The following is a 23,374-nucleotide window of genomic DNA, read 5'->3' on the forward strand; positions in this document are numbered from 1 at the left end:
GCGAGGGATCTGCCGGCTGAGCGTGTCCTGCCTGCCGCGCGGTCACGGTACGGCGGTATCCAGTCTGGTGTCACCGAGTCGCGCACTGAGTACTCGCCACGGGTCGGCATAGACGCCCGGTGAATTGCGGTAGGCGCCTTGGCGTGTGACGAAGGCCCGCGCCAGTGGGGCGATCAGCCGGGCCGGGTGCCGTTTCCACCCGGTCTCGGTCCGGATCTCGTCGAGCATGGCCGGCCAGGAATGGTGCTGGAATTTCAGCACCTCCTGCGCACGGGTGGTATCCATCCAGTCGGTGATGAACCAGTCGTCATCGCTGTCCGGATTGCCCGGGCGACCCGGCGGCAGCACCCCGGGCAATCCGCGCGCCGCGGCCAGCGACGAACCGACGTCGCCCTGCAGCATCCGGTGGGTGTCGTCGCCGGCGATCAACAGGATCTCACCGACCGCGTCGGCGACGGTCGCGGCGGCGAAAGCGGTTGCCACGTCGCGTACATCGACCATGTGGATCCGATTGTCGACCGGCAGCGCGCTCTCGAAGTACAGTGCGTCCCAGCTGAACGGCATGGCGCCCAGATCGGTGCTCATCACGCCGCCGAGCCGCAGCACCACCCAGTCCAGTGCCGAGGCTCGGACATACGCCTCGGATTCGAGCTTGTGCCCGCCGTACAGTTCGGTGGGCCGCGGCGGCGTTTCGGCCGTCACCGGATCCGGATTGCGGTACGGGTTACGGGATCCGTAGACCGCGTTGCTGGAGGCCTGCACGAACCTCGGCGGGTTCGGCGCGGCGGCGGCGGCGTCGACCAAGGTCTTACTGGCGTCCACGTTGACCTTGCGGGCCAGGGCGGGGTTGCGGTAGATCGGCGGCGGGATCACCGCTGCGAGGTGGATGATCGCGTCGGGGGCGACATCGCCGATGAGCCGTTGCGCATCGGCGGGCACCGTCAGGTCGGTCCAGCGCACTTGCACTCCGGGCGGAAGCGCCTGAGCCTTGGCCCGGTTGGCGTCGATGCCCAGATCGGTGGCCACCACCCGGCGCCCCTCGGCGGCCAGCGCCCTGACCGTAGCCGAGCCGACGAGACCGAACGCCCCGGTGACGAGAACAGTGTCGGACATCGATTACTTCAGGCAGCTACCGGCGTCGACCGGCAGGGTGACACCGGTGATGTAACGGGCCTCATCGGAGGCCAGGAACAGCACGGCGTTGCTGATGTCGATGGCGTCCACCCACGGGATCGGCAGCGTGTGGAACATCTGGCAGATGGGCGCCATATCCTCGGCGCCCGGGTTCTCCAGGTCGGGCCGGAACATCTTGAAGGTGCCCTCGTTGTGCAGCATCTGGGTGCTGACGTGGGTGGGGTGCACGGTGTTGGCGCGGATGTTGTGGTGGCCGAGTTCGACGGCGAAACCGCGCATCAGGCCGACGACACCGTGCTTGGCCGAGACGTAGTTGCCACAGTGCGGGTACGCCTTCAGTCCGCCCACCGAACTGGTGAGGATGATGGAACCGCCCCGCCCGCCCGCGATGATGTGCGGCACAGCCGCTTTCACCGACTTCCACACGCCGGACAGGTTGATGTCGATCATCTCGTCCCAGTCGAGCTCGCTGGTCTCGTGCAGCGGATCACCGCCGTTGCCGATACCGGCGTTGGCCACCACGATGTCGAGACGGCCCAGCTGCTCGACCCCGCTGTCGACGGCAGCCTTGACGGCGGCGGCATCGCGGACGTCGACCTCGGCGGTGACGATGCGGCGGTTGAGGCCCTTGACGAGGTTGGCGGTCTCGGCGAGATCATCAGGGGTGGAGGCGGGGATGGCCGTTTCCACGCCGGGCCGGATGGGTCCGGCGATGTCGATCGCGATGATGTCGGCGCCTTCTTCGGCCAGTCGCACGGCGTGGCTGCGGCCCTGCCCGCGCGCGGCGCCCGTCACGAATGCGACCTTGCCCTCTACCCGGCCTGCCATCTGGTCCTCAATTCTGCGTAAGTCACTTGTGCACTTGCTCAGCACTCTGTCACCGCGCGTCTGCCCATGTCAATGGCAGAATCAGATATGAATAACTAACCTCTCTGCTTAGAAGAATGTCGCTCTCGTTAAAGGCTTCTCGGGTACGAGAGGTCCACCGTGGAGCGAATACGCGAAAGAGGCGAGGGTCGGCTGCGGCGGTCGGGCGGGTCAGTGCCTGGCTTCGGCACCACGCCGGTGTGAGCAGAGGTCTACTTCGGCGAGAACCAAGTTCTCAATCGTCGACGGCGAAACCGTGCGCGACGAAATCCCAGACTTCCTGCGCCGAGATCGGCTTGTTGGTGGTGTCGTCACCGCCGCTGGACTGTGCGACGAACATCACGGTCTGCATGGTCATCGCGGCCATCCGGCGTGGGTTGAGGCCCGCCCGAATCTTGCCTGCTTCGTGCGCGTCTTCCATCAGTTCGGTGAGCAGGGCCAGCAGGGGGGCGTGCGCAACCTTCACCTCTGAGGGATGTGAGACGAGCAGCCGGGGTGCGAAGTCGGTGAACAGCGGTCGCTTGGCGGCCGGGTCGGGCCGCGAGGACTCGAACAGCAACTCGATGGCGACCTTGAGGCGCTCCACCGGATCGGCCTGGCCGGAGGTGGCGGCCCGGATCTGGTCGGCGGAACGGCTCAGTGCATCCTCGAAAAGGGCCAACAGCAGCTCGTGCTTACCGTCGAACTGCAGGTAGAAGCTGCGCAACGACTGGCGGGAGCGATCGACAACCTCTTGCACGGTGAAATCCGTGCTGCCCTTCTCGATGATGATCGACTGCGCGGCGTCGAGGAACCGCTGGACGCGCTGAGCGGCACGCAGCTTGGCCGTCTTGATCGAGCGTTCGACCGCGCGCTGCTTCCAGGCGGGCTCTTCGTTTGCGCTGGTCACCGGCTGCTCAGCTGCTTGCCGATTCGGGAGAACATGAGTGGACTGTACCGGAGAACGCCTGGGCATTGCGGTGCTCGACCCCCTCCGAACGCTCGTGTCGGAGACTGTAGCTTTCTCATGGTGAGAATAATATTCTCATTTCCGCATTTTCAGAAGGGCTACGGGGAAAGCGGCTTTCCGGTCCACCGACGTCCGTCGCGTGAGAATGCGAATCAGAGCTGAGCCAGCCGCGGTGCCGAGCCACGGGCGCGCAGGCCTGCGCCGGCCTTCTTCGTCAGCTCCCGCGAGCTGCCCAGCAACCCGTCGAGCACCAGCGTGCGCTCGATGTGGCGGTGCAGATCGTGTTCTTCGGTGAACCCGATTCCGCCGAGCACCTGCTGACAGTGCTTGGCCGCCGTCAGCGCCGCCTTGCCTGCGGCAGCCTTGGCCAGCAGCGCGGTGAGATCCGGGTTGGCCGCGCCGGGCAGGATCAGCGTCGCCTCGGCACCCTCGATGGCCACCAGCGTCTCGGCCAGCCGGTGTCGCACCGCCTGGAACGACGCGATGGGCTTACCGAATTGGACCCGGTCCAGCGCATGCCGGCGGGCGAGGGACAACATGGCCCTTGCCGAGCCGACCAGCCACCAGGCCACGGCGATGCGTGCCTCGGCCACCCGGATCGGATAGCCCTCATCCTCACGGCGCAACGGCAGACCACCGAGCGTCGGTTCGGTGGTTTCCGCCGAGATCCGGTCCCAGACGACCCACGTGTTACCCGCGTAGGGCAGTGGCAGTTCGACGGTGTCACCGATGGTGTTGCCGGTGGCGTGCAGCACGACGTCGACCAGAACCGAAGCATGCGAACCGGTTTCGCCGAGCAGCCGGAACACCAGCGGCACCGCCAGTTCGGGGATGTCGGTCAGCATCTCGGCCCAGCCGAGGTCGGTGAGGGCTGCATCCAGTGCCGGGCCGGAGGTGGCCAGCATCGTCTTGCGCAGGGTGTCTTCGAGAAGCGTCAGCGACTCGGCGTCGAGCGCGGTGGCCATGTTCACTCTTTCCCGAGGTCCAGCAGGCGGCGGGCGATGATGTTGCGCTGCACTTCGGCGGTGCCGCCGTAGATGGTCGCGGCGCGCGAATACAGGTACTCGGTGCGCCATTCGGTGTCATCGAGCTCGATGACACCGGGCAGCAGGTCGTGGGCGGTGTCGTAGAGCCGTTGTTCGGCAGCGGCCAGCAGCACCTTGTCGATCGAGGTCTCCGGGCCCAGCTTGTGGCCGTCGGCCAGTCGGTGCTGGGTGGCGCGGGACCGGCAGCGCAGGGTGTGCAGGGCCAGGTATGCCTCGCCCATGTCGGCGTCCACTGCCTGCCCGTCGCGCTTCACCTCGTCGATGAGGGTGTCGAACCGGGAGTACAGGTAGGCGATGCGCTGCCAGAAGCAAGTCGACCGCTCGTAGGGGAGCAGGTCCATCGCCAGCTGCCAGCCGTCGCCAGGTTGGCCGAGCATCCGGCCGGCGTCGACCTCGACGTCGTCGAAGTACACCTCGCAGAACTCGTCGACGCCGTGCATGGTCTGCAGCGGGCGCACGGTGACACCGGGGCTGTCGAGGTCGACGAAGAACGCCGTGATCGCTTGATGATCGGGAGTGTCCGCGTCGCCGGTGCGGGTGAGCAGGATGCAGCGGTGGGAGTACTGGGCGAAGCTGGTCCACACCTTCTGCCCGTTGATGACGTAGCGATCCGCGTCGCCTTTTTTCTCGGCTCTGGTGGTCAGCGAGGCCAGGTCGCTGCCGGAGCCCGGCTCCGAGAAGCCCTGGCACCATTGTTCCTCGCCGGACAGGAGTTTGGGCACCATCTCCGCCGCCAGTGCCTTGGGGGCGTAGTCGATCATCGTCGGTGCCAGCACCTCGAGCATCGAATACGGCCCGGGCTCGGCCAGCCGCCGGCCCACCACCTCTTCGCCGACGATGGCGCGCAGCATCGCCGGGCCGCCGAGCCCGCCCGCGTGTTCGGGCCAGCCATAGCGGCTCCAGCCCGCGTCGTACAGCGCCTTCTGCACGCGGGCGAACTGGCGGATCTGGCCTTCCAGTGAGTGATCGTCCGGTGGGTTCAGGTCATTGTCGGCGAGCCACTGCTGCAGTGCCGCGCGGAAGCTGGTGGGGTCGTGGAGATCGATCTCGGTCACGCTGTTGGCCGTCCGATGGCGTGCGGCTTGCCGTGATCGTGCGCGCCGCTGCGGCGGATGAAGGTCATGGCCCGGGTCGCCAGGCGCCACCCTGCCTCGGTGCGTACGTAGGTGTCGCGGTAGTAGCCGATCCGCATATCGTGCGCCGAGTGCTCGATGAAGCACAGCGGTTGCGTGCCGCTGGCGGTGTCCGCGCCCTCGACCAGGTCGACCAACGCGGTACCGGTCATGAACAGCCCCTTGGGTGCGGCGTCGACCAGCACCGGAAAGCGGTCCAGGACATAGGTTTCGCCGAAGGCGCTGTACGTGCCGTCCGGGGTGAACACGCTGACCAGCCCTTCGATGTCACCCTGGGTGATGGTGACCGCGTATTTGGCAAGCAGCTGCTGGATCTCGACCAGGTCGTCAGTTCGGCTAGGAGCCATCGGCGTACTCATTCTTGTAGACCTTACCGCCCTTCATTACAAATGTAACCTTCTGTGTAACGGTGATGTCCTCCAGGGGGTTGCCGGGGACGGCGATGATGTCGGCCAGCAAGCCTTCGGCCAGCCGTCCTCGATCCGTGGCGTTGATCAGATCGGCCGCGATGGTGGTGGCCGACCGCAGCACCGCGGCCGGTGGCATGCCCCACTCGACCAGGGTGACGAGTTCATCGGCGTTGCGACCGTGGGGGATGGCCGGGGCGTCGGTCCCGACGGCGATCTTCACCCCAGCCTCGTACGCCGCCTTGAGTGACGTCTCGGCCTTCGGGAACATCTCGGCTGCTTTGTCCTGCAACACCTTCGGGGCATGCGAGACATCCATCGCCTGGGCCAGCCGCCGGGTGGTGACCAAGAACCGGTCGTTGTCGACGAGCGCCTGGATGGCCTCGTCGTCCATCAGGAAGCCGTGTTCGATGCAGTCGATACCGCATGCGACGGCATGTTTGACCGCTTCGGCGCCGTGCGTGTGGGCGGCCACCCGCAGGCCGCGGCGGTGGGCCTCGTCGACGATCGCACACAATTCCTCATCCGAATAGTGTTGCGCGCCAGCGGCACCTGTCAGAGACATCACGCCACCGGAGACGCAGACCTTGATCAGCTGGGCGCCGTGTTTGATCTGATAGCGCACCGCCTTGCGGACCTCGTCGACGCCGTTGGCGATGCCTTCTTCGACCGTGAGTTCCAGGGCGCCGGGCATGAACGCGGCGAACATCGTCGGGTCCAGGTGCCCGCCGGTCGGGGTGATGGCATGGCCGGCGGGCACGATCCGCGGGCCGTCCACCCAACCGGCGTCGATGGCCTTGCCCAGTGCGACGTCCAAGAGGTAGCCGCCGGTCTTGACGAACAGGCCCAGGTTACGCACGGTGGTGAACCCGGCGCGCAGCGTGCGCCGGGCATTGCCCACCGCGCGCAGCACGCGGGTCGGCGGGTCGTCCTGGACCTGGGACAGGCCGGGGTTCTCCCCGCGACCGCCCATGAGCAGGTTGACCTCCATGTCCATCAGGCCCGGCAGTAGGACGGCGTCGCCGAGGTCTATGAAATCGGAGCTCTCGCTTTCGGGTCCTTCTCCGATGCCGACGATCCGGTCTCCGTCGACACGAACGATGCCGGGGCGAATGATCGCCCCGGCATCGACGTCGAGAAGACCCGCAGCTTTGAGGGTCAACATCGATGAGCGCTCGCGCGAAGAGAAGACAACACTGTTAAACCACCGGCTCCTTGATCAGCTTGATATAGGCCGCGCCGCTGTCGAGCACGCGTGGCTGCTTCCACACCTCGATCGGAAAGCTCACCATGACGATCGACTGTCCCAGGTGCACCAGGGCTTTGGCGTCGTCCGGCATTCCTGCGAGCGGGAAGCGCGCGTCGACGTAGACCATGATGTCCTCGAGGCGCTTCATCCCCGCGTCGTACAGCTCCTGCATCTCATCCATCGTCGAGCTCAGCCGCTTGGTGTAACGCTCCTCCTCGGTGGCCAGGCACCAGTCGCTGAACCGCTCCAGGTCGGCGAATTCCTCGGGCAGCTTAGACATTCGCTGATTCCTTCTCGGTCTTCGTGGTTGCCGCGCCGTTCGCTGATCCGTTGGCTGCCTTCGCTTCGAGGCTCGCCTTGTACCTGTCAACGTACTGGTGCGCGGTCATGTGCAGGTGGCGAAGCAGGATTTCCTGGTCGCACAACGGGAACTCGGTGACGGCGCGGGTGCCGATCTGCGTCTGGGTGGCCTCCAGGGTGTTGGCGTCCTGGAACGCGTACTCCTTGAACGTCACCGCGGCCAGCTCCTGCGAGAGTCGTTCGCGCAGGTTCTTCGGCGGCACGAAATACAGGTCGGCCTCGAAGATGTGCGTGTCCACCCCGGTCGGCCAGTAGTTGTAGGTCAGGTACCACCCCGGTGCCCAGAACAACAGGGTCCAGTTCGGGAAGAACTCGAAAGAGTCGGTGCCCCACGTCTTGTGGCGTCCCGGGTTGATGGCCGGTGGTAGCTCGTCGGGCAGGATGCCCTCGATGTCGGGGCGGTCCCACGGCCCGAACAGGCCGCTGTGCAGGATCCGTTCGATGGGCTTGACCATGTTGAGGTCCTTCGGCGGTGACATCCCGCCCCACGACGAGACCATCGAGTGATCACCCTTGATGTCGTAGGCCAGCGCCTCGAAGCCGAACTGGGCAAGCTTCTCGGCCTCCTCTTTCTCGGCCTGCTTCATATGCAGGATCGGTGCGTGGTAGAACTCTGTGAACGCGTCGATGAACAGCTTCCAGTTGGCGTTGATCTCCGAGCGGTAGCTGTAGTGCTCGGTCATCTCGTGGAACGGATAACCCTTGAGGCCCTCGCCGAATTCGCCGAGATAGTCGACCAGCGGTTCGGCGTCGTCGTCGAAGTTGACGAAGATGAAGCCTTCCCACACCTCGCAGCGCACCGACTTGAGTGGGTAGTCGGCCTTGTCCAGGTCGAAGAACTCGCCCTCCTGTTGGACGAAGGTCAGGTCGCCTTTCAGGTCGTAGCGCCAGGCGTGGTACTTGCAGACGAACTGCCGGCAGCTTCCGGAGACCTCTTCATTGGGATAGTCGTTCCAGACCAGCTTGTTCCCGCGGTGACGGCACAGGTTGTAGAAGGCGCGGATCTTGTCGCCGTCGTTGACGACGATGATCGACACGCCAGGCCCGACCGACGGGAGTTCGCGGGTGACGTAGCGGCCCTTCTTCGGGACGAGTTCCACGCGGCCCATGTGCAGCCAGGTCTTGCGGAAGATGGCTTGCTGTTCGAGCTTCCAGTGCTCGGGATCGACCGAGTCGGTGTAGTCGACCGGTGCCGTGCCGAGTTCCGGCCAGTTCTCGGTCCAGCTACCGGCGGCTGGTTTGGGGAAAAACGCCACGGTGTTACCTCTCCTGTTGATGCGACGGTGTCGAGCGCCGGGCCGCTTCCGCGGTGGCTTCGGCCTCGCCTTCTCCGCTACGAGAATCATATTCTCATATCTGACTAACAGATTTCCACCCTTTGACCGTAAGGTCAATGTCAACGTCAGCCGTCGTACGCGCGGGGGACGTCGGTGGCAGCGGAAAAAGCACGGTCAGCGGCACGAGACATCGGCGCGGACGTTGATTCTCGCCCTGAGAGAAGTTAGTTTGCATTCAGTGAGAATTGAGCCCGACGATCGGGGCGGGACGTCGAAAGGGATATCCATGCATCACGACGACATGATTCTGATCAGCGTCGACGACCACATCATCGAGCCGCCCGACATGTTCAAGAACCACCTGCCGGCCAGGTACGTGGACGAGGCGCCGCGGCTGGTGCACAACCCGGACGGGTCGGATACCTGGCAGTTCCGCGACACCGTCATACCGAACGTCGCGCTCAACGCCGTGGCCGGGCGGCCCAAGGAGGAGTACGGCCTGGAGCCCCAGGGTCTCGACGAGATCCGCAAAGGCTGCTACGACGCGGCCGAGCGGGTCAAGGACATGAATGCCGGTGGGGTGCTGGCCACCATGAACTTCCCGTCGTTTCCCGGTTTCGCCGCGCGGCTTTTCGCCACCGAGGACGCCGACTTCTCACTGGCGTTGGTGCAGGCCTACAACGACTGGCATATCGACGAGTGGTGCGGTTCCCACCCGGGTCGCTTCATTCCGATGGCCATCCCCGCAATCTGGGATCCGGTGCTCTGCGCTCAGGAGATCCGTCGCGTCTCGAAGAAAGGTGTGCACTCGCTGACCTTCACCGAGAACCCTTCTGCGCTGGGGTATCCGAGCTTTCACGACCTCGAGTACTGGAAGCCGCTGTGGGATGCCCTGGTCGACACCGAGACGGTGATGAACGTGCATATCGGGTCCTCGGGCCGGCTGGCCATCACCGCCCCGGACGCGCCGATGGACGTGATGATCACCCTGCAACCGATGAACATCGTGCAGGCGGCCGCGGATCTGTTGTGGTCGGCGCCGATCAAGGCCTATCCGGATCTGAAGATCGCGCTGAGTGAGGGCGGCACCGGGTGGATCCCGTACTTTCTGGACCGGGTGGATCGCACCTATGAGATGCATTCGACGTGGACACACCAGGACTTCGGCGGCAAGCTGCCCTCGGAGGTGTTCCGCGAGCACTTCATGACGTGTTTCATCTCCGATCCGGTCGGGGTGAAGAACCGTCACGCCATCGGGGTGGACAACATCTGCTGGGAGATGGACTACCCGCACTCGGACTCCATGTGGCCCGGTGCGCCCGAGGAGCTCGGCGCGGTATTCGACACCTATGACGTTCCCGATGACGAGATCAACAAGATCACCCACGAGAACGCCATGCGGCTGTACCACTTCGAGCCGTTCCAGCACATCCCGCGTGAGCAGGCCACTGTCGGCGCGCTGCGCAAACAAGCCGAGGGACACGATGTTTCGATCCAGGCGCTGAGTCACCACGACAAGCGCAGCGGCTCGGATATCGCAGATTTCACCGCCAACGCACGTGCGGTCACCGGCGTCAAAGACTAGCCAGAGAGCAGCTTCGACGGACGGTGCAGGGACACCTGCACCGTACCGTCGTATGCGCGGACTGAGGAGGGAACCATGCCTGCGGGAATGAATTTCGAGCTGACCGAGGATCAACAGCTGATTCGCAAGTCCGTGGCGGAACTGGCATCCAGATTCGATGACCACTACTGGATGGAGAAGGACCAGGCGCACGAGTTCCCCACCGAGTTCTACGACGCCATCGCCGCCGGTGGGTGGCTCGGGATGACGATTCCCGAAGAGTACGGCGGGCACGGTCTCGGCATCACCGAGGCGACCATCCTGGCCGAGGAGGTGGCCCGCTCCGGCGGCGCGATGAACGCCGCGAGCTCCATCCACATGTCGATCTTCGGGATGCAGCCGGTGGTGGTGTTCGGCTCCGAGGAGATGAAGAAGGCGACGTTGCCGCGGATCGTCAACGGCGACCTGCACGTGTGCTTCGGGGTCACCGAACCCGGTGCGGGGCTGGATACTTCGCGCATCACCACCTTTGCCAAACGGGACAGCTCCGGAGAGTTCTACACGGTCAACGGTCGCAAGGTGTGGATCTCCAAGGCGCTGGAATCCGAGAAGATCCTGCTGCTCACCCGCACGGAGAGCCGCGACGACGTGCAGAAGCGCGGGGGCAAGCCGACCGAGGGCCTGACCCTGTTCCTCACCGACATCGACCGCGACCACGTCGACATCCGCCCGATCAAGAAGATGGGGCGCAATGCCGTCAGCTCCAACGAGGTGTTCATCGACGATCTGCGGATCCCGGTCTGCGACCGGATCGGCGACGAGGGCAAGGGTTTCTCCTACATCCTGCACGGCCTCAACCCCGAGCGGATGTTGATCGCCGCCGAGGCACTCGGTATCGGCCGGGTGGCGCTGGACCGCGCGGTGAAATATGCCAACGAGCGCGTGGTGTTCGACAGGCCCATCGGTATGAACCAGGGTATCCAGTTCCCGCTGGCCGACTCGCTGGCCCGGCTCGATGCGGCCGAGCTGATCCTGCGCAAGGCGACCTGGCTCTACGACAACGGCAAACCCTGTGGCCGCGAGGCCAATATGGCCAAGTATCTGTGCGCGGATGCCGGGTTCTCGGCCGCGGACCGCGCTTTGCAGACCCACGGCGGGATGGGTTACTCGGAGGAGTACAACATCTCGCGGTTCTTCCGGGAGTCGCGCCTGATGAAGATCGCTCCGGTGAGCCAGGAGATGATCCTGAACTTCCTGGCCGCCAACGTCCTGGGTCTGCCCAAGAGCTACTGACGCCGTCGGCGCTGCAGAGAGGAAAGCCATCTCGATGAGGACATACTTCGACCTGACCGGCCGCACGGCGCTGGTCACCGGCGCGGGGGCCGGTATCGGCGCCGGCGTTTCCGAGGCGCTGGCCGCCGCGGGTGCGGCGGTGTTGGTCACCGATATCAGCGGTGACGCCGCCGCCGCGGTCGCCGAGCGGATCAACACCGCGGGCGGTAAGGCAGACAGCGCCCCGCTGGATGTGAGCGACCGGGACGCCGCGGTGGCCGCCGCCGCCCAGGCGGCCGGCCTCGGCGCGGGCGGCCTGCACATCGTGGTCAACAACGCCGGCGTCACCGCTCCGGCGATGTTTCCCAAGCTGACCGACGAGACGTTCCGGCTGACCTTCGACATCCACGTGATGGGGACATTCCACGTCACCCAGGCCGCGTTGCCGCACATCCCCACCGACGGGACCGGCCGCGTCATCAACGTGACGTCCTCGGCGGGCATCACCGGCACGCTGGGTCAGGTCAACTACTCGGCGGCCAAGGCCGGCATCATCGGCATGACCAAATCATTGGCCCGCGAGCTCGCGACCAAGAACATCATGGTCAACGCCCTGGCCCCGCTGGCGGCCACCCCGATGACCGAGACCATCCGCACCAATGAGAAATTCGCGGCCAACATGATGAACCGCATCCCGCTCAAACGCTGGGCAGAGGCCGAAGAGGTCGCGGGTGCCTTCGTCTTCCTGGCCTCCGATGCCGCGTCGTACATCACCGGCCAGGTGCTGCCGGTCGACGGCGGCATGGTTATGTGAAGTCGTGACCAGTACCGCGCCGCTGTCCGGCATCACCGTCGTTGCCATGGAGCAGGCGGTGTCCGCGCCGATGTGCACCCGGGTCCTGGCCGACTTCGGCGCCCGGGTGATCAAGATCGAAAACCCCAAGGGCGGCGACTTCGCCCGCGATTACGACGACGTGGTGCTGGGGCAGGCAGCGCATTTCGTCTGGGCGAACCGGGGCAAGGAATCGGTCACGCTGAACCTCAAGTCCCCGGCGGGGATGGAGGTGCTGCACCGGCTGCTCTCCCGAGCCGACGCGTTCGTGTCCAATCTGGCCCCCGGCGCCACCGCCCGCCTCGGGTTGGCGCCGGCCGACCTGAAAGAGCGCCACCCACAGGTCATTTCACTTGAGATCGACGGCTACGGTCCGGGCGGGCCGCTGTCGGAGAAGCGCGCCTACGATCTGTTGGTGCAAGCGGAGTCGGGATCGTGCGCCTCCACCGGTTATGCCGGGATGCCGGCGAAACCGGGTGCGGCGGTCGCCGATATCACCACGGGCCTGTATTCGGCCCTGTCCATCATGGCGCTGCTGCTCGGGCGGGCGCGACAGCGCGACACCGGGGCGGCACCCTCGGTGGCGGTGAGTTTGTTCGACACGATGACCGACATCATGGGCTATCAGCTGACCTACACCCAGCACTCCGGGATCGACCAGATTCCGCTCGGCATGAGCTCACCGGCGGTCGCCCCGTACGGCTCGTTCTCGACGCGGGACGGGCAGACGGTGGTGTTGGGCACCACCAACGACCGGGAGTGGCAGCGGCTGGCCCGCGAGATCATCGAACGCCCGGACCTGGCCGACGACGCGCGATTCGCCACCAACTCCGACCGCTGCGCGCACCGCGACGAGCTCAACGCCGCCATCGAAACCTGGTGCGCCCAGCACGATCTGGCGCATATTCAGGAGACCGCGGACCGGGCCGGGATCGGCAACTCCCGCTACAACCTGCCCAGTGAGGTCATCGCGCACCCGCACCTGAAGGCGCGGGACCGCTGGCGCGAGGTCGGTACCCCGAACGGGACGATCTCCGCACTCCTGCCGCCACCGGTGATCAGTGGCTTCGAGATGGCGATGGGTGCGGTGCCGGGCCTGGGCCAGCACACCGACGCGGTGCTGGGTGAGCTGGGTTTCGCCGCCGACGAGGTCGCCGCGTTGCGCTCGGACGGCGCGATCGGTCCGGAGTACCTGTGAGCGTGCTGCTGACCGAGGACCGCGACGGTGTGCGGACGCTGACCCTGAACCGGCCGGAACGCAAGAACGCCCTCGACCCGCAACTGTGGGGTGCGCTGGCCGAGGCACTACGCGTCGCCGATACCGACGACACGGTGCGGGCGCTGGTCCTCACCGGCGCAGGCGGAGCCTTCTGCTCGGGAGCCGATATCGGGACCGGAGAGGTCATCCACCCGCGACGCAAACTGCAGCGCCTCACCGATGTCGCGCTGGCGCTGCACCACCTGTCGGTGCCGACCATCGCCAAGGTCACCGGCGTCGCCGTCGGGGCCGGCTGGAACCTGGCGCTGGGCTGCGATCTCGTGGTCGCCACCCCGGAATCGAAGTTCTGCCAGATCTTCTCCAAGCGCGGCCTGTCGGTCGATCTGGGGGGATCCTGGCTGCTGCCGAAACTCGTTGGACTGCAACAGGCCAAGCGACTGGTGATGCTGGCCGACATGATCTCGGCGGACGAAGCACTGCGAATGGGCCTGGTGACCTGGGTGCGGGCGGCCGAAGAGATCGACGGATTCGTCGGCGAACTGGCCGACCGACTCGCCGGCGGACCGCCGTTCGCGCTGGCGCAGAGCAAGGCGCTGCTCAACGACGGCGCCAGCGCGAGTTTCGCCCAGGCGCTGGCCAACGAGGCGCGCGCTCAGCCGGGCAATTTCGCCACCACTGACTCGGCGGAGGCGTACGCGGCGTTCGCCGCCAAACGTGACCCGTCGTTCACCGGAACCTGGGCGGTGCCGCTCGCCCCCTCGGGGGCAGGAGCGGAGCGACCCGGGGGACAACACAGCAAGGAGTAACGCATGCGAGAAACCGTCATCGTCGGGGCCGTGCGCACCCCGGTCGGCAAGCGCAACGGCGGACTGTCCGACCAGCACGCCGCCGACCTGTCCGCCGTGGTGCTCAACGAACTCGTCGAACGCACCGGCGTGGAGCCCGCCCTCATCGACGATGTGGTGTGGGGCTGCGTGTCGCAGGTGGGCGACCAATCCAGCAATATCGGCCGGTACGCGGTGCTTGCCGCCGGCTGGCCCGAGCACATCCCCGGCACGACGGTCAACCGCGCCTGCGGATCCAGCCAACAGGCCTTGGATTTCGCGGTGCAGGCGGTGATGTCGGGTCAGCAGGACATCGTCGTCGCCGGTGGTGTCGAGGTGATGAGCCGGGCGCCGCTGGGCGCGGCCCGCCAGACCGGCCAGCCCTACGGCCCGAAAGCGCTTGCCCGCTATGACGGTTTCTCGTTCAACCAGGGCATCTCGGCGGAACTGATCTGCCAGAAATGGGACCTGTCGCGCACCCGCTGCGATGAGTATTCGGCGCAGTCCCACGAGCGCGCCGCCGCCGCGCAGGATGCCCGGGCCTTCCTCGATCAGATCGTGCCGGTCTTCGTCGACGGTGGCGTGATCACCGATGACGAAGGCATCCGTCGCGGCACGACGGTCGAGAAGCTCGCCGGACTCAAGCCCGCATTTACCGAAGACGGCATCATCCACGCCGGCAACTCGTCTCAGATTTCCGACGGTGCGGCTGCGCTGCTGGTGATGACCGCCGACCAGGCGCTGCAGCTGGGACTCACCCCGTTGGTGTACTACCGTGCCGGCGCGGTGATCGGTGCCGACCCGGTGCTGATGCTGACCGGGCCCATCCCGGCCACCGAGAAGGTGTTGCACAAGGCCGGCGTCGGGATCGACGAGGTCGGGGTGTTCGAAGTGAACGAGGCGTTCGCGCCGGTGCCGCTGGCCTGGCTGGCCGAGACCGGTGTGGAGGAGGCCAAGCTGAACCCGCTGGGCGGGGCGATCGCCCTGGGCCATCCGCTCGGCGCCTCCGGCGCGGTGCTGATGACCCGGATGATCCATCACATGCGCGACAACGGAATTCGCTACGGGCTGCAGACCATGTGCGAAGGCGGCGGCACCGCCAACGCCACGCTGGTCGAGTACGTCTTCTAGTCGAAAGGGCAACACGTGCAACGCAATCTGTTCACCGAGGACCACGAGGCGTTCCGCGAGCTGGCCCGCGACTTCGTCGAAAAGGAAGTCGTCCCGGCCTATCCCGAGTGGGAGAAGGGCGGCCGGATGCCCCGCGAGGTGTTCGAGAAGATGGGCGCCCTGGGCATGTTGGGCACGGCCATCGACGAGGAGTACGGCGGCGGCGGGGTGCCCGACTACCGCTACAACGTGGTGCTGCAGGAAGAGGCCGCCCGCGCGCTGGTCACCCTGTCCACGGTACGCACCCAGCTCGAGGTGATCCTGCCGTACTTCCTGCACTACGCCAACGAGGAACAGCGCAAGCGCTGGTTCCCGGGGCTGGCCGACGGCACCCTGCTCACCGCGGTCGCCATGACCGAGCCCGGCACCGGGTCCGATCTGGCGGGCATGCGCTCGACCGCCGCGCGTGACGGTGACGACTGGATCCTCAACGGCGCCAAGACCTTCATCACCGGTGGTATGCAGGCCGACCTGGTCATCGTGGTGGCCCGCACGTCCACCGATCCGGACAACCGGCGCCGGGGGCTGACGCTGTTCGTGGTGGAGGACGGGATGCCCGGTTTCACCCGCGGCCGGGAACTGGAGAAGATGGGCTGCAAGGTGCAGGACACCGCCGAGCTGTCCTTCGTCGATGTGCGGGTGCCCGCGGCCAATGTGCTCGGCGAGGTGGACGAGGCGTTCGGTTACCTGGGCCACAACCTGCCCCAGGAGCGGCTGACCGTGGCGGTCGGTTCGGTGGCCCAGGCGCGGTCGGCGATCGCGGCGGCCATCGACTACACCAAGGACCGCAAGGCATTCGGCACGCCCGTCGCCTCTTTTCAGAACACCAAGTTCGAACTTGCCGCCTGTTCGACGGAGGTCGAGGCTGCGCAGGCGATGCTGGACCGCGCCGTCGCGTTGCATGTGGACGGGGCGCTGTCGGCACCGGATGCGGCGCGGGTGAAGTTGTTCTGCACCGAGATGCAGGCCCGGGTGATCGACCGGTGCCTGCAGTTGTTCGGGGGATACGGCTACATGATGGAGTATCCGATCGCGCGGCTGTACACCGATGCCCGGGTGGCCCGGATCTACGCGGGGACCAGCGAGGTGATGAAGGTGATCATCGCCAAGGACCTGGGCCTGTAGGTCACCGGACGGAGGGCAGCCTCCACGCCGTAGCGCTGGGCCGCGGAACCCGGCATGACACCCGTCGGGAAATTTGTAACCTGAGACCCTTGTCACAGCACCCTCAACCAACCTACTGTGTGTTCAGTTGGTTGGTTTGCGAGTGCGAGGGAGAGCGGTGACAGCGACGTCCGCGGCAGCGGGGCCGGCCCAGAGATCGCGACCCTATGAGTCGCTGCTCGCCAAAGGTGAGGACCGCAAGCAGCGCATTCTCGCCGCCGCGGAGACCCTGCTGGCGCGCAACGGCTGGCGCAACACGTCGCTGGCGCAGATCGCGCGGGAGGCCGGCGTCAGCGCGGCCGGACTGTTGCATCACTTCGCGTCCAAGGAAGCGCTGCTGCACGCCGTACTCGACGCCCGTGACTTCGACGATGACACCCACGCCGACCGCACCGGGGATCTGCTTGCGCAGATCACCCGCGTCGCAGAGCGCTTCGACCGGGCTCCCGCGCTGGTGGGGACCTTCACCGTGCTGCTGGTGGAGAACATTCAGCCCGACGCTCCGCTGCACGACCGCCTGGTGGCGCGTCAGCAGGCCGCGGTCAATATCGTCGCCGACGGCATCCGCCGTGGGCAGCGCGAAGGCCGCTACCGCTCAGACCTCGACGCGGCCATCAAGGCCGTGGAGATTCTCGCCTTCGTCAACGGAATGGAGACCGCATGGCTACTCGATCCTTCAATTCCCCTAGCCGAGGTGTTCAAGGGATACGCCGAAGCGCTGGCCCGCGACTTCGGGGTCCGGGAACCGAGCAGGAGTTCGCGATGAGGTACCGACTCGATGTGGTGGCGCCCAGCGTGGCCGACGTCGTCCGTTCCGCCGGTGGCTGGCTGGTCGACCGGGTGATGGCCGGCTGGGATGTCACCGTGCTGATCTCCGGGGATGACGACCTGCGCCCGCTACGCATCCTCGGGGTCGAGACGGGTGATCTGGATAGCGCCATGCGGGAATGGGAAGAGCGCCCGCACCCACAGACGGTGGCGGTGGCCGCCGATCTGTTCATGACGGATGCGCGCGTGCGTGAAGGCGTGCTGGGTGCCCTCGAACAGGGCCTCACCGAGGTGACCCTGTGGGGCCAGCGCTGGCCGCGGGAGCTGGACAGCACCGTCGACTCGATGCTGCATGAGCTCAGCGCCGCCGCCCGCGCGTTCAAGGCGCAGGCGTTGGCCGCCCTCGGTGAGACCGCGCCGGTCGAGCGGGTCGAGGTCTTCCGCTGCGGGGTGATGTCCTGTCCTGCCGTGGCCGCCGATCTGGTTCCCGCCAGCTGACCGCCCTCAGCCCCGTACCGACACGGTCACCGGTCCGCCCCGCGGGTCGGCGTCGTCGAGCACCTCGGACGGCACCCGAAACACCCGGCCCGGCGACGCCGGCCACGGCAGTGTCTTGCGGGCGATCACTCTGCCGTCTTGTCTGACCGTCACTCTGGGGATGCGGATCAGTTCGTCGGTCCACAACAACAGCCTTCGCCGTGCCGGGGCGGTGTCGCCGGCGCGCACGATGCCTGGCGTGATCCACCGCAGCGGCGCTTCGGCCCGCAGCCGCAGCCCGTCCTCGGCCGCGGTGGCGCCCCGAAGGAAGGCCCGCACCGGTTCGCCGACATGCCTGCCGTCGAGTGCGGCGATATCGGCGGTATCCACCGGGTGTAGCAGGTTGCCGATGGCGAAGACGCCCGGACGGCTGGTACGTAACGCGGTATCCGTCAGCGGCCCAAGGGTGTTCGGGTCCATGTCCAGTCCCGCGGCGCGGGCCAGTTCGTGGTCGGGAATCCAGTCCCCGGTGAGCACCAAGGTGTCGCACTCGATGATCTGACGGTGGCCGGTATCGAGGTTCTCGACCTCGACCGCTTCCAATGCGGGCTTGCCGATGATCCGTGACAGCCTGGTGCGCGTCGCGATGTCCAGCCCCAGGAACGGCGTCAGGCCGGCGAGGTTGAACACCGCGTAGGACTCCGGGGACGGGTGGGTGGTGGTCATCAGCGCGGTGTCGCAGCCGGCGTGTTTGAGTGTGAGGACCGCCGAGTAGCTGACCAGTTCGGCGCCGACCACGACGGCGCACCGGCCGACGCCGCGGTGCTTGAGGTGCACGACGTTCTGCAGCAGCCCGGTGGTGTAGATGCCGGACGGGCGGTCGCCGGGGATCATCCGGGCCGGCCTCGGGCGTTCCCTGGCGCCGGTGGCGAGGATGACGGCGCGGGCGTCGAGACGGTAGCGGCCCTGCGGTGACGTCACGTCCAGGGCGCGTTCGCCCGCCCATCCGGTCACCGTGGTGTCGGTGCGGATGACGGCACCGGCGCCGGTCGCCCGCCGGACCAGTCGGCGGGCATACTCCGGTCCGCTGAGGAAGCGTTTGAGGTCGCGGACCCCGTAGCCCGGGTGGTCACTGTGTCGGGGGATACCACCGGCCGCCGATTCCCGTTCGAGCACAACGACATCGAGACCGGGGGCGAGTTCGGCGGCCGCGGTCAGGCCGGCCGGTCCGGCGCCGACGATGACGACGTCGGCGGTCTGGGGGCTGGTCACTGGCGGATCCTCTCGGGCTGGACGGTGACGGGCACCGGGGACAAGGTGTCGACCACGGCCTGCACCTCGGCTCCGCAGAAGAAGCCCTGGCAGCGTCCGTTCATGACGCGGGTGCGCCGGCGCAACCCGTCGAGATCGGCCGGGGGGATGGTGGATCGGCACGCGTCGCGCAGTTCGCCCGCGGTGACCCGTTCGCAGAAGCAGACGATCTTGCCGTACGCGGGGTCGGCGGCGATCCGCTCGGCATCCTGATAGGGACGGGTGAACGCCTCACCAAGGTTCGGCATTCGCGGTGGATCGGGCAGTTCGCCGGCGGGGATGAGTTCGAGTCCCGCCGAACGCAACTCGCCGATGGCGTATTCGGCGATCGCCATACCCGCGGTCAGGCCCGTCGATCTGATACCGCCCAGCAGCAGGTAGCGCTTGGGGGCGTCGGCGGCGATCAGGTAGTCACCGTGGTCGATGGCGGCGCGCAGGCCGGAGTAGGTGGCGGTGACCTCTTCCTCGAGCAGTTCAGGCATGAGCCTGCGGCCCTTGTCGAGCAGGAACTCGAAGCCGGCCTCCGAGGTGGCGGTGGCGGTGCGGTCCTGCAGATCCTCCGAGGTCGGTCCGAGCATGACGTTGCCGTAGATGGTGGGGCTGACCAGCACACCCTTACCGCGCGCGGTGGGGACGGGCAGCACGATCTTGTCCACCAGGGCGCGGGCCAGTTTGTCGTACACGATCAGTTCACCGCGCCGCGGTGTCACGGTGAACCGGTCGAAGCCGAACCGGGCGTCGATCACGTCCGCCCCGAGTCCGGCGGCGTTGACCACCCAGCGGGTTGTGACCGGGCCCGCGCTGGTGTGCAGTGTGGTGAATTCGGTTCCGATGTCCACGGTTTCGACCCGATGCCCGCGCAGCAGGGTGGTGCCCCTGTTGACCGCATCGGTCGCCAGGGCGAGGTTGACGGTCCAGGTGCAGATGATGGACTCGTCGGGCACTGTCAGGCCGCCCAGCGCGCCGTCGCCGAGGTGCGGGATCTGCCGGTAGACCTCGGCCGCGCCGATGATCTCGCAATGGCGGTACCCGTTGGCCTCGGCCTTGTCGCGCAGGCCGGGTAGCGCGTCGAGCTGTTCGTCGTCCCACGCCACCAGGATCGCGCCGGTGTGCTCGACGGGTATGCCGGTGTGGCGGGCGTATTCGGACAGCAGGGTGTAGCCGCGGCTGACCATGGCCGATTCGAGCGTGCCGGGCTTGGCGTCGAAACCGGTGTGCAGGATGGCGGTATTGGCCTTGCTGGTGCCGTCGCCGACGTCATCGCGGGCGTCGAGCAGCGCCACCGAGAGCTGGTGTCCGGACAACTCCCGGGCGATCGCGGCGCCGACGATACCGGCGCCGATGACGACGATGTCATAGGTGGTGTTCACTCAGGGTTCCTCGCGTGCGAATAGGTGGTGGCGGCCAGTGTCCGCCACCTCGAACGGAATTCGGTGGCACGGTCTGGGCCCCAGGCCGGCTCGAAGGTCGCCGACGCCGACCACCGGGGGATGACGCCGCGCACACCGCGGTCGGGGTGCAGGCTCAGTTCGGCCAGTGCCGCGGCGCCCAGCGCGGTGGCGTGCGGGGACGGGTAGACGTCGACGGGTACCTGCAGGATGTCGGCGCACGCCTGCATGAGCACCTTCGATTGGGTCAGCCCGCCGTCGGCGCGCAGCCGGGTCAGCGTGGTCTGCGGTCCGATGGCCGACACCAGCTCCCCGATCTGCGCGGCGATGCCCTCGAGCAGCGCCAGCACCAGATGGCCACGTTCGGTGGCCAGCGTCATCCCGGAAAACGTTGCGGTGGCACTCGATTGCCACCACGGTGCGGCCAACCCCGCCAGCGCGGGCACACACAGCACACCGCCGTTGTCGGCGGCGGCCACCGGATCCAGATCGGCAGCACCGGAGATGATCCCCAGCGAGGCCAGCCACCGCACCGCGGACGCGGCCGTGTAGACCTGCCCGTCCACGCAGAAGGTGTCCTGTCCGGCCACCCGCCAGGCCACTGAGGATGTCAGCCCGGTGCCGGAGAACACCGGGACGGTTCCGGTGTTGGCGAGCAGGAACGCGCCGGTGCCGAACGTGCACTTGGCGGTGCCGGCCTCCAGACACTCTTCGGCCAGCAGGGCCGCCTGCTGGTCGACGACGATACCGCCGACCGGCATCTCGGCCCCGAAAGTCGAAGTCATACCGATGATCTCGTCGTTGCCGGCGATCCGTGGCATCGCCTCGCCGGAGAGTCCGAAGATCTCCATGAGGTCGGAGCTCCAGCCGTCGCCACCCAGTTCGGTGAGCAGCGACCGGCTGGCGGTGGTGGCGTCGGTGACGAACTCGCCGGTCAGCTGGTGCAGTAGCCAGGTGTCCGAGGTGGTCACCACCCCGGCGGTCTCCATGTTGCGGCGCAGCCACGCCATCTTGGGCGCGGAGAAGTACGGGTCGAGCACCAGACCCGTACGCGCGGCCAGTGTTTCGCGCCGCTCGGACAGGCCGGCGCACAGTGCCTCGGCGCGCCGGTCCTGCCACACGATCGCCGGGGTCAGCGGGCGCCCGGTGCCGGGATCCCAGGCCAGTACGGTCTCGCCCTGATTGGCCAGGGACACCGCGTCGATCGGCCGGCCGGCATCGGCGACGGCCGCCCGGCCGGCGCTCAGCACCGACGCCAGGAGCTCGGCCGGATCCTGTTCCACCCCGCCGCCGTCGAGATACCGCGGATGCACCGGGATTTCCGCGACTCCGCACACCCCGTCGGTGGGGTCCACCACGATGGCTTTGGTTCCCGAGGTGCCCTGATCGATGGCGAGCACCGTCACGGCGTGGCCACCCCGTCGAGTTCTGCGTCGATGGACCGCATTTCGGGCATGCGCAACCCGCGCGTGCCGCGGGTGATCAGCAGGAACGCCAGGTACACGGCGCCGAGTGCGACCATCACCAGGACATAGAGCCAGGGATCGCGGAACGAGGCGTCCCGGAACAGCGAGAGCTCGAACAGCAGCCACACCACCGCGACGATGATGATCGGCAGTTCGAAGCGGCCCAGGCTGAACCCGGCACTGGTGGGTAACTCCCGGCGTTTGGCGATGTACAGCGCCACCGTGATCGTGTAGATGATCGCCGGCAGCAGCGTGGCGGCAGAGAAGAGTTTGAACAGGGCATCGGTACTGGTCGAGAACAGGCCGAGGATCGCCGCCGCGACGACGGTCATGAACACCGTGGCGTTCAGCGGTGTCTTGAATCGGGGTGACACCGTGCCCAGCACCTGCCAGCCGGGGAACCGCTCGTCCCGCGACATGGCCCAGACCAGCCGAACGCCGGTCATCAGGATCACCAGACCGCAGGCAAAGATCGCGATGGCCACCAGTACCAGCAGGGCGGTGCCCACGAAGGACCCGAGGATGTCCTGGATGACATCGGCGATCGGTGTCCCGGATTGGGCGAGTTCGCCCGGGTTGCCGACCGCGGCGGTCACCACGAGCAGGAACAGGAAACCGAGCACGCCCGACGCCAGCACGGCCTGCCACATGGCGCGGGGGACCACCACCTCCGGCCGCTTCGTCTCCTCGGCAAGGTTCGCGGCGGATTCGAAGCCGACGATGGTGAAGGCGCCCAACAGGAACCCGAGCATCCACGGGCCGGCCGAGGTGGCGGTGCCGAAGCTCCAGTACTGCTCGGGGGACACCTCTCCGGTGGAGAACACGTTGCCGACGTCCAGTTTGTGCGCGATGACGCCGACGATGAGCAGCAGGGCGACCAGCGCGACCATTCCGATGAGTTCGGCGGTCACCGCGAAGTTGTTGACCCGTTCGGTCCATGTCGTCGACAGACCCACCAGCACAGCCTGCAGCACCAGCACGGTCGCCGTGATGAGAAATGCCGTCGCGGGTGTGCCCTGGAACCCGAACAGGGCCGGCAGCACGGTGGCGGCGACGGTGTAGTCGACGGCGATGACGACGATGGCCAGGAAGGTGAACGAGATCCAGCCGGTGATCCAGCCGAGTACGGGATTGGCCAGCCGGGACACCCATTGGTAGGCGTATCCGGTGACCGGGATGCGGGCGGCCAGTGCACCGATGAGCAGCGCGACGGCGAGCTGGCCGACGACCACGATGGGCCAGGTCCAGATACCCAGTGGCCCTGAGGAATTCAGGACACTTCCGTATGTGGTGAAGATGCCGGTGGCGATGGAGACGAAGGCGAAGGCCACGGCGAAGGAGGCGAACCGGCCGGTGGTGCGCTCGAAGGACTCGCGGTAGCCGAAGCGGGCGACGCCGGACGGCTCTTGGCCGCCCGACGATGTGGAATCATGTGTCATGGATCGTGCTTTCTGACTGGTTTTGAATGTTCGGTCCCGCGGGCGGCGCTGCAACGCC

22 protein-coding genes are annotated in these 23,374 nt (G+C 66.9%); 9 read left to right on the forward strand and 13 right to left on the reverse strand.

Going from position 1 to position 23,374, the window contains the following annotated elements:
- Positions 1 to 42: 42 nt before the first annotated feature.
- The 9 genes from QN239_RS11155 to QN239_RS11195 form a co-directional block, all read right to left on the reverse strand.
- Complete coding sequence (locus tag QN239_RS11155; RefSeq protein WP_499010292.1) at positions 43 to 1,113, reverse strand: NAD-dependent epimerase/dehydratase family protein; 1,071 nt, start codon at positions 1,111 to 1,113, stop codon at positions 43 to 45.
- 3 nt (positions 1,114 to 1,116) lie between these two features.
- A complete protein-coding gene (locus tag QN239_RS11160; RefSeq protein ID WP_090353008.1) occupies positions 1,117 to 1,962 on the reverse strand; it encodes a mycofactocin-coupled SDR family oxidoreductase in 846 nt (281 codons plus the stop codon).
- Positions 1,963 to 2,236: 274 nt separating this feature from the next.
- Positions 2,237 to 2,956, reverse strand: a complete 720-nt coding sequence (locus QN239_RS11165) for a TetR/AcrR family transcriptional regulator (RefSeq protein ID WP_187096432.1) — start codon at positions 2,954 to 2,956, stop codon at positions 2,237 to 2,239.
- A gap of 146 nt (positions 2,957 to 3,102) precedes the next feature.
- A complete protein-coding gene (locus QN239_RS11170) occupies positions 3,103 to 3,915 on the reverse strand; it encodes an acyl-CoA dehydrogenase family protein (RefSeq protein WP_499010294.1) in 813 nt (270 codons plus the stop codon).
- 2 nt (positions 3,916 to 3,917) lie between these two features.
- Positions 3,918 to 5,051, reverse strand: a complete 1,134-nt coding sequence (locus QN239_RS11175; RefSeq protein ID WP_499010295.1) for an acyl-CoA dehydrogenase family protein — start codon at positions 5,049 to 5,051, stop codon at positions 3,918 to 3,920.
- Positions 5,048 to 5,476, reverse strand: a complete 429-nt coding sequence (locus QN239_RS11180; protein ID WP_499010297.1) for a nuclear transport factor 2 family protein — start codon at positions 5,474 to 5,476, stop codon at positions 5,048 to 5,050. Before QN239_RS11180 ends, QN239_RS11175 begins: the two co-directional genes overlap by 4 nt.
- Positions 5,466 to 6,701: a metal-dependent hydrolase family protein gene (locus QN239_RS11185; RefSeq protein ID WP_499010299.1), complete on the reverse strand. Its 1,236-nt coding sequence runs from the start codon at positions 6,699 to 6,701 to the stop codon at positions 5,466 to 5,468. Before QN239_RS11185 ends, QN239_RS11180 begins: the two co-directional genes overlap by 11 nt.
- Positions 6,702 to 6,735: 34 nt before the next feature.
- On the reverse strand, positions 6,736 to 7,065 hold the full coding sequence (locus tag QN239_RS11190; RefSeq protein ID WP_499010301.1) for a hypothetical protein: 330 nt from the start codon (positions 7,063 to 7,065) through the stop codon (positions 6,736 to 6,738).
- Complete coding sequence (locus QN239_RS11195; protein ID WP_499010303.1) at positions 7,058 to 8,401, reverse strand: aromatic ring-hydroxylating oxygenase subunit alpha; 1,344 nt, start codon at positions 8,399 to 8,401, stop codon at positions 7,058 to 7,060. The genes QN239_RS11190 and QN239_RS11195 overlap by 8 nt, the downstream gene beginning before the upstream one ends.
- A gap of 307 nt (positions 8,402 to 8,708) precedes the next feature.
- Between QN239_RS11195 and QN239_RS11200 the strand changes: the two genes are divergently transcribed.
- The 9 genes from QN239_RS11200 to QN239_RS11240 all read left to right on the forward strand — a co-directional run bounded on the left by QN239_RS11200 (position 8,709) and on the right by QN239_RS11240 (position 17,733).
- Entirely contained in the window at positions 8,709 to 10,007 is a 1,299-nt protein-coding gene (locus tag QN239_RS11200; RefSeq protein ID WP_499010305.1) for an amidohydrolase family protein, read from the forward strand.
- 75 nt (positions 10,008 to 10,082) lie between these two features.
- Positions 10,083 to 11,279, forward strand: a complete 1,197-nt coding sequence (locus QN239_RS11205; RefSeq protein WP_499010307.1) for an acyl-CoA dehydrogenase family protein — start codon at positions 10,083 to 10,085, stop codon at positions 11,277 to 11,279.
- 34 nt (positions 11,280 to 11,313) lie between these two features.
- The gene (locus QN239_RS11210; RefSeq protein WP_499010308.1) at positions 11,314 to 12,072 is read left to right on the forward strand and encodes an SDR family NAD(P)-dependent oxidoreductase; all 759 of its coding nucleotides are present in this window, start codon (positions 11,314 to 11,316) and stop codon (positions 12,070 to 12,072) included.
- Positions 12,073 to 12,076: 4 nt separating this feature from the next.
- Positions 12,077 to 13,288: a CaiB/BaiF CoA transferase family protein gene (locus QN239_RS11215; protein WP_499010310.1), complete on the forward strand. Its 1,212-nt coding sequence runs from the start codon at positions 12,077 to 12,079 to the stop codon at positions 13,286 to 13,288.
- Between the two features lie 2 nt (positions 13,289 to 13,290).
- Positions 13,291 to 14,115 (forward strand): enoyl-CoA hydratase/isomerase family protein, encoded by an 825-nt coding sequence (locus QN239_RS11220; protein WP_499016707.1) that lies wholly within the window; start codon positions 13,291 to 13,293, stop codon positions 14,113 to 14,115.
- A gap of 3 nt (positions 14,116 to 14,118) precedes the next feature.
- Positions 14,119 to 15,264: a thiolase family protein gene (locus QN239_RS11225; protein WP_499010312.1), complete on the forward strand. Its 1,146-nt coding sequence runs from the start codon at positions 14,119 to 14,121 to the stop codon at positions 15,262 to 15,264.
- Positions 15,265 to 15,279: 15 nt separating this feature from the next.
- Positions 15,280 to 16,428 carry an acyl-CoA dehydrogenase family protein gene (locus QN239_RS11230; RefSeq protein WP_499010313.1) on the forward strand — a complete coding sequence of 383 codons (1,149 nt, stop codon included), beginning with the start codon at positions 15,280 to 15,282 and terminating at the stop codon, positions 16,426 to 16,428.
- A 157-nt stretch (positions 16,429 to 16,585) separates the two neighbouring features.
- On the forward strand, positions 16,586 to 17,233 hold the full coding sequence (locus tag QN239_RS11235; protein WP_499010315.1) for a TetR/AcrR family transcriptional regulator: 648 nt from the start codon (positions 16,586 to 16,588) through the stop codon (positions 17,231 to 17,233).
- Positions 17,230 to 17,733, forward strand: a complete 504-nt coding sequence (locus tag QN239_RS11240) for a hypothetical protein (protein WP_499010317.1) — start codon at positions 17,230 to 17,232, stop codon at positions 17,731 to 17,733. The genes QN239_RS11235 and QN239_RS11240 overlap by 4 nt, the downstream gene beginning before the upstream one ends.
- Positions 17,734 to 17,739: 6 nt before the next feature.
- Here the strand turns inward: QN239_RS11240 and QN239_RS11245 are convergent, their stop codons facing one another.
- The 4 genes from QN239_RS11245 to QN239_RS11260 are packed head-to-tail and all read right to left on the reverse strand — an operon-like array spanning position 17,740 to position 23,316.
- Positions 17,740 to 18,984 carry an NAD(P)/FAD-dependent oxidoreductase gene (locus QN239_RS11245; protein ID WP_499010320.1) on the reverse strand — a complete coding sequence of 415 codons (1,245 nt, stop codon included), beginning with the start codon at positions 18,982 to 18,984 and terminating at the stop codon, positions 17,740 to 17,742.
- The gene (locus QN239_RS11250; RefSeq protein ID WP_499010321.1) at positions 18,981 to 20,393 is read right to left on the reverse strand and encodes an NAD(P)/FAD-dependent oxidoreductase; all 1,413 of its coding nucleotides are present in this window, start codon (positions 20,391 to 20,393) and stop codon (positions 18,981 to 18,983) included. Before QN239_RS11250 ends, QN239_RS11245 begins: the two co-directional genes overlap by 4 nt.
- The gene (locus tag QN239_RS11255; RefSeq protein ID WP_499010323.1) at positions 20,390 to 21,817 is read right to left on the reverse strand and encodes an FGGY family carbohydrate kinase; all 1,428 of its coding nucleotides are present in this window, start codon (positions 21,815 to 21,817) and stop codon (positions 20,390 to 20,392) included. Before QN239_RS11255 ends, QN239_RS11250 begins: the two co-directional genes overlap by 4 nt.
- Positions 21,814 to 23,316 carry an amino acid permease gene (locus QN239_RS11260; protein WP_499010324.1) on the reverse strand — a complete coding sequence of 501 codons (1,503 nt, stop codon included), beginning with the start codon at positions 23,314 to 23,316 and terminating at the stop codon, positions 21,814 to 21,816. The genes QN239_RS11255 and QN239_RS11260 overlap by 4 nt, the downstream gene beginning before the upstream one ends.
- Positions 23,317 to 23,374 lie beyond the last annotated feature (58 nt).

This window comes from Mycolicibacterium sp. Y3 (assembly GCF_051188035.1).
Classification (GTDB): domain Bacteria; phylum Actinomycetota; class Actinomycetes; order Mycobacteriales; family Mycobacteriaceae; genus Mycobacterium; species Mycobacterium fluoranthenivorans.